Here is a 15,080-nt window from a genome sequence, read left to right as displayed (position 1 = left end):
CCCGATATCCCTTGTAGAAAGGAGAACGCAGTGAGTTTGGAGTTGACGCGAGGCGAACTGCTTCGACACGAGAATTTCATCGGCGGCAAGTGGGTTGCCGCCGCCAGCAACAACCGTTACGCCGTGACGAATCCGGCCACGCAGGCCACGCTCGCGCAGGTCGCGAACAGCGCCGCCGCCGACGCGCGCGCGGCCACGGACGCCGCTTCGCGCGCGCTGCCCGCATGGCGCGACAAGCTGCCCCGCGAACGCGCGGCCGTGCTGAACCGCTGGCACGCGCTCATCCTCGCGAACACGGAAGACCTCGCGCGCCTGATGTCGCTGGAGCAGGGCAAACCGCTCGCCGAAGCGCGCGGCGAAGTCGCCTATGGCGCGTCGTACGTGGCGTGGTTCGCCGAGGAAGCCACGAAGATTTACGGCGACATCATTCCGCAGACGCAGCGCGGCAAGCGCATGACGGCCATCAAGGAGCCGATTGGCGTGGTGGCGGCGATCACGCCGTGGAACTTCCCGCTCGCGATGATCGCGCGCAAGATCGCCCCGGCGCTCGCGGCCGGTTGCACGGTGGTGGCGAAGCCCGCCGAAGACACGCCGCTCACGGCGCTCGCGCTCGTCGCGCTGGCGCAGGAAGCGGGCTTGCCCGACGGCGTGCTCAACATGATCTCGGCGGCGCGCGACGAAGGCATTGCCGCCGTGGCCGACTGGCTCGCCGACGACCGCGTGCGCAAGATCACCTTCACGGGCTCGACGGCCGTGGGCAAGCATCTCGCGCGCGAGTCGGCGGGCACGCTCAAGAAGCTTTCGCTCGAACTGGGCGGCAACGCGCCGTTCATCGTGTTCGGCGACGCCGATCTCGAAGCGGCAGTGCAGGGCCTCATGCTCGCGAAGTTCCGCAACGGCGGCCAGACCTGCGTGTGCCCGAACCGCATCTACGTTCACGATTCGGTCTACGAAGCATTTGGCGAGCTGCTCGCGAAGCGCGTGAGCGCGCTGCATGTGGGCCCGGCGACGGACGCGAACGCGCAGATCGGTCCGATGATCAACGAGCGCGCCATCGACAAGATCGCCAAGCACGTGGAAGACGCCGTGGCGAACGGCGCGCGCGTGCTCGCGGGTGGCCAGCGTCTCACGGCACTCGGGCCGAACTACTACGCGCCCACGGTGCTCGCCGACGCCACCGACGCCATGGTGCTGTGCTGCGAGGAAACCTTCGGCCCGGTCGCGCCGCTGTTCCGCTTCAGCGACGAAGACGAAGTCATCCGCATCGCCAACGACACGCCGTTCGGTCTCGCCGCGTACTTCTACACGAACGACGTGCGCCGTATCGACCGCGTCGCGCGCAAACTCGAAACGGGCATCGTCGGCATCAACGAAGGCGCGGTGGCGAGCGAAGCCGCGCCGTTCGGCGGCGTGAAGGAATCGGGCTACGGCCGCGAGGGCTCGAAGTACGGTCTCGACGACTACCTGAGCATCAAGTATCTGTGCCAGGGCGGCCTGGACTGACGTTCGAACGCCTGAAGCACCGAGTCAGGCAACGCGCGGCCCGTTGACCTCGTCACGGGCCGCGTTGCGCGTTTACGGCACGGCCACCAGCGCCTTGCCGGAGAACGCACGATGCTCGAGCGCGTGCAGATGTTGCGCGAGCGACTCGAAGGCGGCCATGGTGTGCGATTCGGCGCGCAGCGTGCCGTAGTCGAGCGCGGCGAGCAGCGCTTCGCCCGCCTGCGTGAGACGCGCCCACGCGGCGTCGTCGCCATGATCGTGCAGCGCGCCGAGCGCGACTTCGTGCACGGAGAGCGCGCGGCCGAACGGCGCGCATGGCGCGGCGGCGAGCCGCCCCTGAATGCACACGAGATGGCCGTTCGCTTCGAGCACGCCGGCGATCCGTGCAGCGTGTTCGGCATTCACGCTGTCGATGGCGGCAAAGAAGCGGCCCGCGTTTTCCTCGAGCCACGCCGACGAACCCGGCGCGCCATGCATGCACGCCGTCGCGCCGAGCGCGGTCAGGCGTGTCCAGTGGCGCGGGTGGCTCATCGCCGTGACCTCGAAGCCGCGTCCCGCCGCGAGCTGCACGAGATACTGGCCGACCGCGCCGCCCGCACCCGCGATCAACACGCGCGCGCCCACGCGGCGCGGCAGTTTGTCGAGCGCGAGCCACGCCGTGAGCGCCGGGCATGGCATGCTCGCGGCCGTCGCGAAGTCCACGCCGTCGGGCACGCGCAGCAGCGCGCGCGTTGCAACCGGCGTGTATTCGGCGAAACTGCCCGGCGCGTGCAGGCTCGTGTGATATGCCACGCGCTGGCCGATCCAGTGCGCGGCCACGTTCGCGCCCAGGCCGACCACGGTGCCCGCGCCATCCACGCCCGGCACCTTGCCGGCCCGCCAGTTCACGAGGTCGCCGCCGAGCACTTTCCAGTCGACGGGATTCAACCCGATCACGGCGTTGCGCACGAGCACGTGACCCGGCGCGAGCGGTTCGCGCGCGACCGTTTCCAGCGCGAGGTCCCGCGGGTCCGCCGAACCTTGCCACACCCACGCGCGCCACGCGGGCGGCGTCACCATCATCGATACGCTCCGGCCGAGTACGTCAGCTCGTAGCTGTGGCTGTAGATTTCGAGGATGTTGCCGAAGGGGTCTTCCATGTAGACCATGCGATACGGCTTTTCGCCGGGGAAATACTCGCGCACCGGCATGCGCTGTTTGCCGCCGGCCGCGACGATCTTCGCGGCGAGACCTTCCACGTCCGGGTCCTGCACGCAGAAGTGAAATACGCCGGTTTTCCAGTACTCGAAGTTGTTCTCGGGCTTCTGCGCGTTGCGGAACTCGAAGATTTCCACGCCGATGCGGTCGCCGGTGGAGAGATGCGCGATGCGGAACGAGCCCCAGTTCGCGCCGAATACGTCGGTGCACATCACGCCGATGGCGCTTTCGTCCTCGCTGATGGTCGTGGGCGGCATGATGAGATACCAGCCCATGACTTCCGTGTAGAACTTCACGGCGGCGTCGAGATCGGTAACGGACAGGCCGATATGGGAAAAGCTACGCGGATAAGTCTGGCTCATTCTGGCCCCCTGAAAAATATCGAAACATGGCGGCGCCAGCGCGGCGCGGCCGATCGCGTTCATCTTAGGGAGCGTCGCTATAATGACAAGCACGCCTGTCTTATCGCTTCGATAAAATATTCTTATGCTAAATCCGCAATGGCTGCGCACGTTCGAAATGCTCGCGGAAGCGGGCAGCTTCACACGCGCGGCCGAACGGCTCGGGCTCACGCAAGCGGCCGTGAGCCAGCACTTGCGGCAACTCGAAGACCGGCTCGGCCTGCTCGTGTTCCGGCGCCCGCGCGGCATCGAGATCACGCCGGCCGGGCGCGCGCTGCTCGACTATTGCGCCGAACTCGAAGTGGCCGATCGCAGGCTGCGCGGCCGGCTCGCCGAAAGCGGCGCGGAAAGCGGCGAAGTGGGCTTGATCAGTCCCGGTAGCATCGGGCTCGCGATTTATCCGCTGCTGCTCGATTTACAGGGCGCGCATCCGGGCCTCGCGGTGCGTCACAGGTTCGCGCCCGACGCCGAAGTGCTCGCGGCCGTGCTCGCCAATCATTACGATCTCGGCTTGCTCACGCTCAAGCCCGACGACGAACACATCGCGGCCACGCGCTTCGCGCAGGAGCCGCTCGAACTCGTGGTGCCGGCGGGCGCGACCGCGCGCACGTGGAGCGATCTCGCGCGCCTCGGTTTCATCGATCACCCCGACGGCATGGCGATGGCGAACCGCCTGCTCGCGCGCCGTTTTCCGGGCAACGCGGGCGCTCGCTCGCTGCCGCGCCATGGTTTCAGCAACCAGATCGGGCTGATTCTCGAGCCGGTGGCGCGCGGCCTGGGCTTCACGGTGATCCCGCGCTATGCGCGCCGCGCGTTCGCGCGTCAGGACGCCATTGAAGTGATGGAGGGTGGCGAGAGCGTGGTGGACACGCTGTGGCTCATTCATCGCGCCGAATGGCCGCTCACGCCGCGCGCGCAACGCGTGGTGGCGTATTTGCGCGAGCATGTCGAGCACACTGCCTGACCCATCGTTCGGAATGCCGATGATTCGCGCGACGTGTTTTTAGACGTGCGCGGTGTTAGACGTCCTTCTCGTCGCGCGCATCGTGCAAAAATGCCTTCACCGCACGCGAGCTTTCGTGACGCCGGTACAGCAGCGCGATTTCCGAAGCAATCGGTTTGCCGCTCAGCGGCCGGTACGCCACGCCCGGCAGCGCGACGCACGCGCAGAGCGAGGCGGGCACGATCGCCACGGTGCCGTCGAGCGAGACGCTGGCGACCACGGCGATCAACGGGCCGGGCCGCCGGCCGGCGGGCGCGGCAAACCGGCCGCGCCGCGCGACTTCGAGCGTGCCGAGTTCCTGCTCGGGCACCGCAAAACGCTCGTGACGCAACTGCTGCGGCGCGATGCGATCGAGCGCGGCGAGCGGCGAATCGGCGGGCACGGCCACCACGAATTCGTCGCGATGCACGCAGGTCGCCTGCAATTCCTCGGCGAACGCCATGGGCGGGCGCACGTACGCGACGTCGAGTTGCCGGTCGGCGATGCGTGCCGGAATCTCGTCCATCGGCATTTCCGTGAGTTCGACTTCGATACGCGGATGCGACGCGCGAAACCGCGTGAGCGTCTTGCGCATCACGCCCGCATACACCGCCGACGCCACGTAGCCCACACGAATGCGCCCGAGTTGCCCGCGCTGCGCGAGCAGGCCGTTTTCGCGCGCCGCTTCGAGTTGTGCGAGCACGGCCGCCGCGCCGGGCAGATAGGCTTCGCCCGCGCTCGTGAGCGAGACCGAGCGCCGCGTGCGATGAAAGAGCCGGAATTTGAGCAGCGTTTCCGCGTCGCGAATCTGTTTCGTGAGCGAGGGCGGCGCGATGCCGAGTTCGTCGGCCGCGCGCGCGAAGTGCAGATGGCGCGCGACGGCGAGAATGCAGCGCAAATGGCGTAGTTCGAGTTGCATGGGTATTCATCCACAAATGAATACACATGATTCTATCGGCTATCGATTCTTAACACGCGTGGCTTTAGCATCGCCTTATGTCAGGGTTGAATCAGGCGAAGGAACGTGTATGGAGCAGAGACGCAACGAGGCCGTGTGCGAGAGCACCATCGGCGAACTACGGCGGCCGATCAAGCCGGAACGCGCGCAGGCCGCGATACCGGCTAACGCGCTGAAATCGCCGGGGTTGCTGCTCGCCACGGCATCGGCCACGTGCGCGCTGATTTCGCTGGACACCAATATCGTCGCGGTCTCGCTGCCCTCGATCGCGCGCGCGTTTCACGCCGGTTTCGCCGATGTCGAATGGGTGGTGAGCGCGTACATGGTGTCGTTCGCCTCGTGCCTGCTGCCGATGGGCGGTCTCGCCGATCGTTACGGCCGCAGGAGGATGCTCGTGCTCGGCCTGGTCGTGTTCGCGCTCGCCTCGCTCGGTTGCGGTCTCGCGCCGGGCGTGGCCGTGCTCAACGTTTCGCGCGCGTTCAAAGGCGTGGGCGCGGCCATGCTGCTCACGGCCGCGCTCGCCGTGATCGCCCACGCGTTTCCGGGGCCGCGAGAGCGGGCGCGCGCCTGGGCGATCTGGGGCATGACGATGGGTATCGCGACCACGATCGCGCCGCTGGTGGGCGGCGTGATCACGCAATGGGTGGGCTGGCGCTGGATCTTCCTGCTCAATCTGCCGGTATGTGGCTTTCTCGCGGCGTGCGCGCGGCGCGTCGTGCCGGAGTCGCGCAATCCGCACGCGCAACGCGTCGACTTCGCGGGCAGCGTGCTGTTCGGCGTGGGCCTCGCGTGCGGCATCTGGGCGCTGATCGGCACGCAAAGCGCGGGCTGGCACGGCGCGGCGACGGTCGCACGTTTTGGCGCGTGCGTGCTGCTGATCGCGGGTTTCGTCGTCGTGGAAAAGCGTCTCGCGCATGCGGTGATCGACTTGTCGCTGTTCTCGCAGGCGCGCTTCGTGGCCGCCGTGCTCGGCATGTTCGGCTACGCGGCGTGCGCGCAGGTGATGATGACGTTTCTGCCGCTCTATCTGCAGAACGCGTTCGAGTGGTCGCCGGTGGCGGCGGGCGTGGGGATGTTGCCGTTCGCGCTTTCGATGATCGCCGGTCCGTATCTCGGCGCGCGTATCGCGCGGCGGTTTCGTGGCGCGACTTCGACGCTTTCCATCGGCCTGGGTCTGGTCGGCATCGGCAATCTGGCGACGGCGGCGCTCGCGCCCGCGGGGCACTACGCGTGGGTCGCGCTCGGCATGATCGTCACGGGCCTGGGCGCGGGCGTGCTCAACGGCGACACGCAGAAGGCCATCATGGCGTGCGTGCCCGCGCATCGCACGGGCATGGCGTCGGGTATCAGCACGACCACGCGCTTCACGGCTATCGTCAGTTCGGTGGGCGTGCTGGGCGCGGTGCTCGCCGCACGCACGCGAGGCGCGCTCGATGCCACGGCGGCGTGCGCCCACGCGGTGAGCGCGTGTGTGGACGCGTCGTTCATGTCGGACCTGCTGGCGGGCGATCTCGCGCATGCGCTCGCACGCGTCGCGCCGGAGGGACGCGCGGCGATGGCGGGCGCCGCGCCCGCGAGTTTCGCGAGCGGCTTCGCGGCGGCGCTCGCGGTGGCGGGGGTGTTGGCCGTGGCGGTCGCGCTGGCGGTCTGGCTACTTTCCGGGCGGCGCGCCGAGGCGTGAATCGCGCGCCGATGTCCCGCACCGCGCGGCGTCACGCGCGCCGTGTCACGTACGCGATTTTCCGGTCACGCCGGTTGGCCGAGCACCGCGCAATAGAACCGGTATTCGGCTTCGAGCGCATGGGCCTGATTCGCGGCCTTGCGAAAGCCGTGGCGTTCGTCGGCGTAATAGTGCGCTTCGACTTTGACGCCACGCGCTTCGAGCGCGCTCACCATGCGGCGCGTCTGGTCGGGCGTGACCACGGCGTCGAGTTCGCCCTGAAAAAAGATCACGGGCGCGTCGATGCGGTCCGCGTGCAGCAGCGGCGTGCGTGCACGATAGCGGTCGGCCTGCGCGACGGGGTCGCCGATCAGCCAGTCGAGATAGTCGGCTTCGAACTTGTGCGTGTGCGCGCCGAGCGTCAACGGATCGCTCACGCCATAGAGGCTCGCGCCGCCGCGAAACACCTCGCGAAACGCGAGCGCGCAGAGCACGGTGTAGCCCCCCGCGCTGCCGCCGCGCACGAACGCGCGCGTGGCGTCCACGCGGCCCTGTGCGGCCAGCCACGCGACGGCGTTGCAGGCGTCGTCCACGTCGGCCACGCCCCAGTTGTCGTGCAGCGCCTCGCGAAACTCGCGGCCGTAACCCGTGCTGCCGCGATAGTTGAGATTGACGACGGCGAAACCGCGCTGCGTCCAGTACGCCATGCGCGGATCGAATACGGGGTAACACGCCGAGGTCGGGCCGCCATGCACGAACACGACGACGGGCGGCGCCGGGGTGGCGTTCCCGGTGGTATCGGCAGCCGCTTGTGGCGCGTAGAAATAGCCGTATGCGTGCGAATCGCCGCTCGGGAAGCGCAGGCTTTCGGGCTGCGGAATGCGCGCTGCGGGCAGCATTGGCGAGACTTCGCTGAGGACTTCCACGCGACGATCGTCGCGCGCGATGGCGAGCACGGCGGCGGGGCAGGTGGGCGAGGCCGCGAGGCAGTAGAAGTGCGTGGCGTCGGCGGCGAGATGGTGAAAGCGGCTGTAAGCGGAGGCAATGGCGTGCGTGCCGTCGTTGAGGCGATGCGCGAGCACGCCGAAGCCGTCGTCGAACCACGTGGCGAAGCTCGCGCCCTCGTCGAGCGCGAGCCAGCTGCGCGCGCCGAGTTGCCACGGCGCCGAAGCGTGATCGGCGGCCGCGCAAGGCAGCGCTTCGAGCGTGTCATCTCGCACGCGCCACGGTTGCCAGTAGCCCGCGCGGTCGGTAAGGCACCAGAGCGCGCCGTGCGCGTCGAACTGCGGCTGTTGCAGCGCCTCGATGCGATCGCCGCCCGCGAGCGTGCGCGGCGAAGACCACGCGCCGCGGGCGTCGCGCACGCGTTCGCGCAGCTGCGTGGAAGTCCACGGCTGATGCGGGCGTTGCCATTCGATCCAGACGAGGCGCGCGGTGCCTTCGCGGGTTTCGTGGAGGCAGGGTGCGGCATAGAAGTCGCCGCCCTCGGCGAGCACTTCGCGCGCGCCGTCTTCAAGCGCGATGGCGACGATGCGATGCGTGTCGCCGTCTTCTTCCACCGCGAGCACGTGGTCGCGATGCGCGCGCAAATCGCCGTAGCGGCGGCCTGCGGGCGTGAGCGCGAGCGGTGCGTGGGTATCGCCGTCTATGGCTTGCCGATACAGCCGCTGATCCTTTTCGTTGACGAACACGAGCGTGTCGCCCGCGACGCAGAACGCGCCGCCGCCGTATTCGTAGACGCGCCCGCGCACGCTGAAACCGTCCGGCGTGAGGCAGCGCGGCGCCGCGCCTGGCTCGCCGCTCGGGACGTGGAAAATGCGCGTGGCGCTATCGGCGGGATCGAATTGCGTCCAGAACACGCCGCGCTCGCTGGCGGCGAGTTCGGCGTAGTCCTTGCCGGCCGCGACGGCTTGATCGGCGGTAATGCGGGCGTTTTGGGGCGGCGAGGCGGCGTGGGCGGAGGAGGCGTGCAGGTCGGTCATGGCGCGGCGGGCGTGAAGGGAGCGAAGGAAGCGTGAGAGCGGTCCATCGTAACAAGATCGCGTTCACGCTGCCGCCGCCCGCGCGGGTATCGGCAAAGCGCGTGTCGAACGTGGTGCCGGCGAGATCGCGCCGCCGGAACCCTTAGCGCGTGCCGCCCGGAAATTCGCCGATCTGCTGGAACACGGAAAGCCAGTCCTCCAGATGCCAGGTCCTGGCGATCAGGCCGTCGCGCAATTCGTGGAACGAGTGAATCGCGAAGCGCACTGGCTTCGCGCTGCCCTGAATGCCGAACAGCTCGCCCTCCTGCGTGCCGCTCACCTGCGCGCGCACGCCCACTTTCTGCGGGTTCGCGACCACGTCGAGAATCTGGATGTGGATGTCGGGGAACGCGGCGCTCATGTGCGCGAAGATCGCGGCCATCTGCCCGGCGCCGTGGGCTTCGCTATTGGGCGCGAGCGTGGGCAGGTATTGCCAGTCCTCGGTGACGGCGGCGCGCAGCAACGTCACGTCGCGCTGCTCGAACGCGTGATAGAAGGCGCGGATGACTTCGGGCACCTCGGCTTGAGTTTCGCTGCGATCGTCGATGCGGGACACGTCCACCTCCAGAGCAGGCGTTGCAGGGGCCATATCCGCGCGCGGCTGTTGCGAAGGTGTCGCGGTGGCGTCGACGATCATACGCGCAAGCGGCCTTCGAAGCCGCCTGCGCGGCGACACGCGTCACGTTATCGACATCGACATCGACATCGCAATGACGTCGCCGCGATGACGTCGCGCCGGTTGCCCGGGCGATTCAGTGATCGACCTGCGCCACCACGGAGCGCGTGCCGCCCTTGCGGCTCAGCAGCAAGGTGACGATGGCGGACACTGCGAGCGTGGCGGCCACGAAGTAGAGCCCCGCTTCGTAACTGCCCGTCTCGTGCTTGAGCCAGCCGATCATGGCGGGCCCGACGAAGCCGCCCAGATTGCCGAGCGAATTGATCGTGGCGATACCGGCCGCCGCGCCCGCGCCCGAGAGGAACAGGCTGGGCATGGCCCAGAGCGGCGCCTTCGCCGCGCTGATACCCACGTTCACGATCAGCAGCGCGCCGACGATGGTGAACGCCGTGCTCGCCTGACCCGCGAGGATGAAACCCGCGCAAGCCAGCACGCACGGAATGACCACGTGCCACGTGCGCTCGCCGGTGCGGTCGGAGCGGCGCGCCCACGCCACCATCGCGACCACGGCCACGAGGCTCGGGATGCCGTTGAGCAGGCCGGTTTCGAACGCGCTGAAGCCGAACTGGCGAATCATCAGCGGGGCCCACAGCCCGAGCGTGTACAAACCCGCCGAGGTGCCGAAGTAGATCAGCGCGAGTGCGAGCACGCGCGGGTCGCTGAGCGCCTTCCACGCGCCGCTCGTGTGACCGCCCTGCGCCTCGCGCGCGGCGGCTTCCTGCGCGAGTTTCGCGATCAGCCAGTCGCGTTCCGCCGCGGCGAGCCAGGTCGCCTTCGACGGACTATCGGTCAAACGGCGCAGCACCACGAAGCCGAGCAGCACGGCGGGCACGGCTTCGAGCACGTAGAGCAGTTGCCAGTCGGCAAGACCGAAGAGGGGCGGCAATTGCATGATCGCGCCGGAAATGGGCGAGCCGATGGCCGTGGAGATGGGCGCGGCGGCCATGAACCACGCGGCGGCCAGCGCGCGCTGGCGCGACGGGAACCACAGGCTCGCGAAGTATCCGCAGGTGTCCGTGCAGTTGCAGCTCTCGGTCACGCCGCCGCCTTTGACCGACGACAGCTACGACGTGTGCATCCGCTTCGGCGAGCCGCCCGACTCGCGCGTGATCGCGCGGCGGCTCGCGGCCAACCGGCGGCTGCTGTGCGCGGCGCCCGCGTACCTCGCGAAGCACGGCACGCCCCAGTCGCCGCACGATCTGGTGCGCTTCAACTGCATCGGCATTCGTCAGGGCGACGAAGCGTACGGCGTCTGGCGCCTCACGAGCGAGCGCGGCGCGAATGCCAGGACCGAGGCGATTCGCGTGCACGGCAACCTCGCGACCAACGACGGCGAGATCGCCGTGAAGTGGGCGCTCGACGGGCACGGCATTCTCATGCGCGCGGCGTGGGACATCGAGCCGTATCTCGCCGATGGGCGGCTCGTGGTCGTGCTGCCCGAGTACCGCACGCCGGGCGCCGACATTTACGCGGTGTACCCGCAGCGGCACCAGCTTTCGGCGCGCGTGCGGGCGTTCGTGGAGTTTCTGGGTGCGGAACTGGGGTGACGGGCGCCGAGGCGCGGGGCGCTACGGGCCGACGAACGCGCCCATCACCCCGGGCATCGCGTCATTCGCCGAGGCCGTATGCGCGTGCGCGATCGCCATGGGCTCGCCGGGCGCCCAGCCTTCCGGCGAGGAAGGCGAGGCGGGCGTCGCGGGCGCCGTGAAGACGGGCAACGGCGGCGGGCCGCCGTCGGCGATCATGCGGAAGGCGCGGCCCATGTCGTCGGCGAGCGGCCGGTCGTCGCGATACGGCGGCAGCGCCGCGCGCACCTTCGCATAGAGCGCTTCCGTATAAGGCGCGCGTTCGGCGGAAACCGGCTGCAGGTCGTAGGCCTGCGCGGCCGCGAGCAATTCGATGCCGAAAATGCGGCTGCTATTTTCGATGACGGCCAGCGCCTTGAGCGCGGCCGGCGTGGCGTGGCACAGGTGATCTTCCTGCAATCCCGAGGTCACGCCGCCGTCGAGGCTGGCGGGCGCGGCTTCGCGGCGATTTTGCGCGACCAGTGCCGCCGCCGTGTACTGCGCGATCATGAAGCCCGAACGCGTGCCGCTCGCCTCGGCGAGGAACGCGGGCAGGCCGCTCACGAGCGGATTGACGAGGCGGTCGAGGCGGCGCTCGGCCATCGCCGCGACCTGCGCGACGGCGGCGGCGAGGCTGTCCATGGCCAGCGCGATGGAGGCGCCCACGGCGTGTGCCTGCGAGAACACGCGGGGCTCGTCGGGCGTGCCCGCGACGATCGGGTTGTCGGTGGTCGAGGCGAGTTCGCGATTCACCACCTCGGCCGTGGCGGCGAGCACGTCGCGCGCCGCGCCGTGCACGTGCGGAATCGTGCGCATGCTGAGCGGGTCCTGCGTGCGGCGGCCGAGCGCCGCCGCGAGCAGGCCGCTGCCCGCGAGCGCCGCGCGCATGCGCGCGCCCACCTGCGCCAGCCCCGGCGAGACGCGATACGCCAGCGAAGCGGCGTCGAAGGCCGCCATCTGTCCGCCCAGATTTTCGAAGCTCATGGCCGCCACGGCATCGGCCCAATCGAGCAGCCAATGCGCGCGCTGGAGCGCGAGCGCGGCGAGGCCGGTCACGCAGGGCGTGCCGTTCACGAGACTCAGGCCTTCCTTCGCTTCGAGCGAGAGCGGAGCGAGCCCGAGCCGCCGCAGCGCCTCGGCGCCGCTCACGCGTTCGCCGTGCCAGCGGGCGTGACCCGCGCCCACGCAGACGAGCGCGATATGCGCCATGTGGCTCAGGTAGCCGACCGAGCCGAGCGCGGGCACTTCGGGCAGGCAGTCGGCTTCGAGCAGCGCGACGAGGCGTTCGACCACTTCGACGCGCACGCCCGAATGACCGTGCGCATAGTTGTTGATGGCGGCGGCCATGATCGCGCGGGTTTCCTGTGTCCCGAGCGGCGCGCCCACGCCCACGGCGTGGCTCATGAGGATGTTGTGCGAGAGCGCGTGCTGCTCGGCCGGCGAGACGACCACGTCGCAGAGCGCGCCCACGCCGGTATTGACGCCGTACGCGCGGATGCCGCGCGCGTTGATCTGCTCGACGAGCGCACGCGCGGCGCCGATCCGCTCGCGGGCGTCCGTTGCCAGGGTGAGCGGCGCGCCCGCGGCAACGGCGCAGAGGTCGCGCCAGTCGAGCGGGCGCGCGGAACGAATGACTGACATGATGGCTTCCTGCTCGAAACGTGGTACGGCGCGATGCGTTAATTCAATGTGCCGGCTGGCCGGGTCGACCCGATGCGTCGATTCAGTGCGTCGATTGAGTACGTCGATCGGGTACGTCGATTCAGTGCGCGTTGCGGTCCTGATGGCTCGACACGAACTGGCGGAAGCGCTCGGTCTTGCTGTCGCCGAACACTTCGTCGGGCGTGCCGTCCGAATCGACCTGACCTTGATGCAGGAACATCACGCGATTCGACACGTGCTTCGCGAAGCCCATTTCGTGCGTGACGACCAGCATCGTGCGGCCTTCGTCGGCGAGCGCGCGCATCACGCGCAGCACTTCGCCCACGAGTTCGGGGTCGAGCGCGGAGGTGGGTTCGTCGAACAGCATCACCTTCGGATGCATGGCGAGCGCGCGTGCGATGGCCACGCGCTGCTGCTGGCCGCCCGAAAGATGCGCGGGATAGTGGCCACGCTTTTCGGCGAGCCCGACCTTGGCGAGCAGCGCCTCGGCTTCCTCCACGCTCTCGGCGCGCGTGCGCTTGAGCACGCGCATCGGGCCTTCGATCAGGTTTTCGAGCACCGTCATGTGCGACCAGAGATTGAAGTTCTGGAACACCATGCCGAGCTGCGAGCGCACGCGGTCGACCTGGCGGCGGTCTTCGGGCTGCATCTTGCCGTCGCGGCGGCGCTTCATCTTGAGCGTTTCGCCCGCGAGCGCGACTTCGCCGTCGTCGGGCATTTCGAGCAGATTCAGGCAGCGCAGGAACGTGCTCTTGCCCGAACCGCTCGCGCCGAGAATCGAAATCACGTCGCCTTCGTGCGCGTCGAGCGAAATACCCTTGAGCACGTGATGCTCGCCGAACGACTTGTGGATGTTCCTCACGGAGAGGGCGACCGGTGCGACTGCGTTCATACGTTTCTCCGAAAATTGAGGCGCGCTCAGGAGGCGGCGCGTTGCGTTTCGAGCGTGGGGGCCGGGCTGGGCGCGACGGCGGGCGCGGCACGCAGATGGCGCGACAGACGCCGTTCGAGCAACCCGATCAGGCGCACGACGATGAAGTTGAGGCACAGATAGATCAGCGCGGCGCAGATGAACACTTCGGTGGTGCGATAGGTCTGCTGAATGATCTGCTGCGCGACGCCCGTGACTTCCCACACGGTAACGAGACTGGCGAGCGCCGTGGACTTCACGAGCAGCACGGCTTCGGTCGAATAGGCGGGCAGGCATTGGCGCAGCGCGATCGGGCCGATCACGCGGCGCAGCAGCGAGAAGCCCGAAAGCCCGATGGCGTAGCCCGCTTCGATCTGCCCGACCGGCACGGCCATCAGACCGCCGCGAATGATTTCGGCCGTATAACCCGCCGTGCACAGCGCGAGCGAGAGCACGGCGCACACGTAGGGCTCGCGCAGCACGGGCCACAGAAAACTTTCGCGGATCACGCCGAACTGGCCGAGCCCGTAGTAGACGAGAAACATCTGGATCAGCAGCGGCGAGCCGCGAAACACCAGAATGTAGGCGCGCGCGAAGCGGTTGGGCAGCCAGTGCGGCGACACGCGCAGCGTGACGATCACGAGCGAGAGCAGCCCGCCGATCACGAGCGAGGCGAAGAACAGCCCGAGCGTGGTCGGCACCGCGGCGACGAGCTGGCGCGTCGTATCGAATAAAAAGTCGAAGTCGATGTGCATGATGGGGGCGCCTTGCCGGAACGGCGTATCAGTTACGTGCGAAGTTGCGCTTGAACGAGCGGCCGACGATGGCTTCCGCCCGGCCGAACACGCGGTTCGACACGCCCGTCATGACGAGATAGAGCAAGCCGCCCACGACGAAGAAGAGGAAGTAGTCGTGCGTCGAGCCGGCCGCGACCTGGCTTGCGCGCAGCAATTCGGCGAGACCGGTGACGGAGATCAGCGCCGAGTCCTTGAGGCTCAGCTGCCACACATTGCCGATGCCGGGCAGGGCGAAGCGCAACACTTGCGGAATCAGAATGCGGCGTGCCATCACGAGCGTGGGCATGCCGATCGCGCGCGCCGCCTCGAGTTCGCCGCGCGACACCGCGATCACGGCCGCGCGATAGACCTCGGCCTGATACGCGCCCGAAATCATGCCCACCGCGAACGCGCCGATCACGAAGGGCGGCACGCCGATGAAGCCGTCGGCGCCGAACCACTGGCCGATCGACGAAACCAGCGAGGAGCCGCCGAAATAGAACAGGTAGATCACGAGCAATTCGGGCACGCCGCGAAATACCGTGGTGTAGAAGTCGCCGATCACGCGCAGCGTGCGAAAGCGCGAGAGCTTCGCCGCCGCCACGAGCGCGCCGAACACCGCGCCGATCGCGAGCGCGGCGATCGTCAGCGCGACGGTCATGAGCGCGCCGAGCAGCAGCACGCCGCCCCAGCCTTCCGAGCCGAAACCGAGCATTTGCAAAAGAGCCATTGCACCACCTCTTGAAGCGTCAGGTTGCGCGGCATCGGC

At 68.5% G+C, this 15,080-nt stretch carries 12 protein-coding genes and 2 pseudogenes; 4 read left to right on the top strand and 10 right to left on the bottom strand.

What is annotated here, in order from left to right; translation table 11 throughout:
• Positions 1-30 precede the first annotated feature (30 nt).
• The gene (locus FAZ98_RS23560) at positions 31-1,503 is read left to right on the top strand and encodes an NAD-dependent succinate-semialdehyde dehydrogenase (RefSeq protein WP_158954590.1); all 1,473 of its coding nucleotides are present in this window, start codon (positions 31-33) and stop codon (positions 1,501-1,503) included.
• 72 nt (positions 1,504-1,575) lie between these two features.
• Here FAZ98_RS23560 and FAZ98_RS23555 read toward each other — a convergent pair whose 3' ends face one another.
• Together FAZ98_RS23555 and FAZ98_RS23550 are read right to left on the bottom strand one after the other, a co-directional pair.
• Complete coding sequence (locus FAZ98_RS23555) at positions 1,576-2,565, bottom strand: alcohol dehydrogenase catalytic domain-containing protein (RefSeq protein WP_158954588.1); 990 nt, start codon at positions 2,563-2,565, stop codon at positions 1,576-1,578.
• Complete coding sequence (locus FAZ98_RS23550; RefSeq protein WP_158954586.1) at positions 2,562-3,062, bottom strand: lactoylglutathione lyase family protein; 501 nt, start codon at positions 3,060-3,062, stop codon at positions 2,562-2,564. The genes FAZ98_RS23555 and FAZ98_RS23550 overlap by 4 nt, the downstream gene beginning before the upstream one ends.
• 124 nt (positions 3,063-3,186) lie before the next feature.
• On the opposite strand from FAZ98_RS23550, the gene FAZ98_RS23545 reads away from it, so the two are divergent.
• A complete protein-coding gene (locus FAZ98_RS23545; protein WP_158954584.1) occupies positions 3,187-4,065 on the top strand; it encodes a LysR family transcriptional regulator in 879 nt (292 codons plus the stop codon).
• A 55-nt stretch (positions 4,066-4,120) separates the two neighbouring features.
• On the opposite strand, the gene FAZ98_RS23540 is transcribed toward FAZ98_RS23545, so the two are convergent.
• Positions 4,121-5,002, bottom strand: coding sequence for a LysR family transcriptional regulator (locus FAZ98_RS23540; protein WP_158954582.1), 882 nt, complete (start codon positions 5,000-5,002; stop codon positions 4,121-4,123).
• Positions 5,003-5,111: 109 nt separating this feature from the next.
• Between FAZ98_RS23540 and FAZ98_RS23535 the strand changes: the two genes are divergently transcribed.
• The gene (locus FAZ98_RS23535) at positions 5,112-6,722 is read left to right on the top strand and encodes an MFS transporter (RefSeq protein ID WP_158954580.1); all 1,611 of its coding nucleotides are present in this window, start codon (positions 5,112-5,114) and stop codon (positions 6,720-6,722) included.
• Positions 6,723-6,787: 65 nt separating this feature from the next.
• Here FAZ98_RS23535 and FAZ98_RS23530 read toward each other — a convergent pair whose 3' ends face one another.
• The 3 genes and pseudogenes from FAZ98_RS23530 to FAZ98_RS23520 all read right to left on the bottom strand — a co-directional run.
• Positions 6,788-8,683, bottom strand: a complete 1,896-nt coding sequence (locus FAZ98_RS23530; RefSeq protein WP_158954578.1) for an alpha/beta hydrolase family protein — start codon at positions 8,681-8,683, stop codon at positions 6,788-6,790.
• Positions 8,684-8,825: 142 nt separating this feature from the next.
• Positions 8,826-9,278 carry an ester cyclase gene (locus FAZ98_RS23525; RefSeq protein WP_233272897.1) on the bottom strand — a complete coding sequence of 151 codons (453 nt, stop codon included), beginning with the start codon at positions 9,276-9,278 and terminating at the stop codon, positions 8,826-8,828.
• Between the two features lie 196 nt (positions 9,279-9,474).
• Positions 9,475-10,398: pseudogene (locus FAZ98_RS23520) on the bottom strand (MFS transporter); the annotation flags it as partial.
• On the opposite strand from FAZ98_RS23520, the pseudogene FAZ98_RS23515 reads away from it, so the two are divergent.
• Positions 10,391-10,945, top strand: a pseudogene (locus FAZ98_RS23515) (LysR substrate-binding domain-containing protein); the annotation flags it as partial. The pseudogenes FAZ98_RS23520 and FAZ98_RS23515 sit on opposite strands and share 8 nt — an antisense overlap.
• Before the next feature lie 21 nt (positions 10,946-10,966).
• Here FAZ98_RS23515 and FAZ98_RS23510 read toward each other — a convergent pair.
• From FAZ98_RS23510 to FAZ98_RS23495, 4 genes are all read right to left on the bottom strand, one after another.
• Positions 10,967-12,604, bottom strand: coding sequence for an HAL/PAL/TAL family ammonia-lyase (locus tag FAZ98_RS23510; protein ID WP_158954574.1), 1,638 nt, complete (start codon positions 12,602-12,604; stop codon positions 10,967-10,969).
• A 121-nt stretch (positions 12,605-12,725) separates the two neighbouring features.
• Positions 12,726-13,517 (bottom strand): ABC transporter ATP-binding protein, encoded by a 792-nt coding sequence (locus tag FAZ98_RS23505; protein ID WP_158954572.1) that lies wholly within the window; start codon positions 13,515-13,517, stop codon positions 12,726-12,728.
• A 26-nt stretch (positions 13,518-13,543) separates the two neighbouring features.
• Positions 13,544-14,290 (bottom strand): ABC transporter permease, encoded by a 747-nt coding sequence (locus tag FAZ98_RS23500; protein WP_158954570.1) that lies wholly within the window; start codon positions 14,288-14,290, stop codon positions 13,544-13,546.
• A gap of 28 nt (positions 14,291-14,318) precedes the next feature.
• Positions 14,319-15,041, bottom strand: a complete 723-nt coding sequence (locus FAZ98_RS23495; protein ID WP_158954568.1) for an ABC transporter permease — start codon at positions 15,039-15,041, stop codon at positions 14,319-14,321.
• Between the last annotated feature and the right edge of the window lie 39 nt (positions 15,042-15,080).

It is taken from the genome of Paraburkholderia acidisoli, assembly GCF_009789675.1.
GTDB lineage: Bacteria > Pseudomonadota > Gammaproteobacteria > Burkholderiales > Burkholderiaceae > Paraburkholderia > Paraburkholderia acidisoli.
The sequence above is the reverse complement of the archived record's forward strand: the minus strand, read 5'-3'. Positions and strand labels throughout refer to the sequence as shown.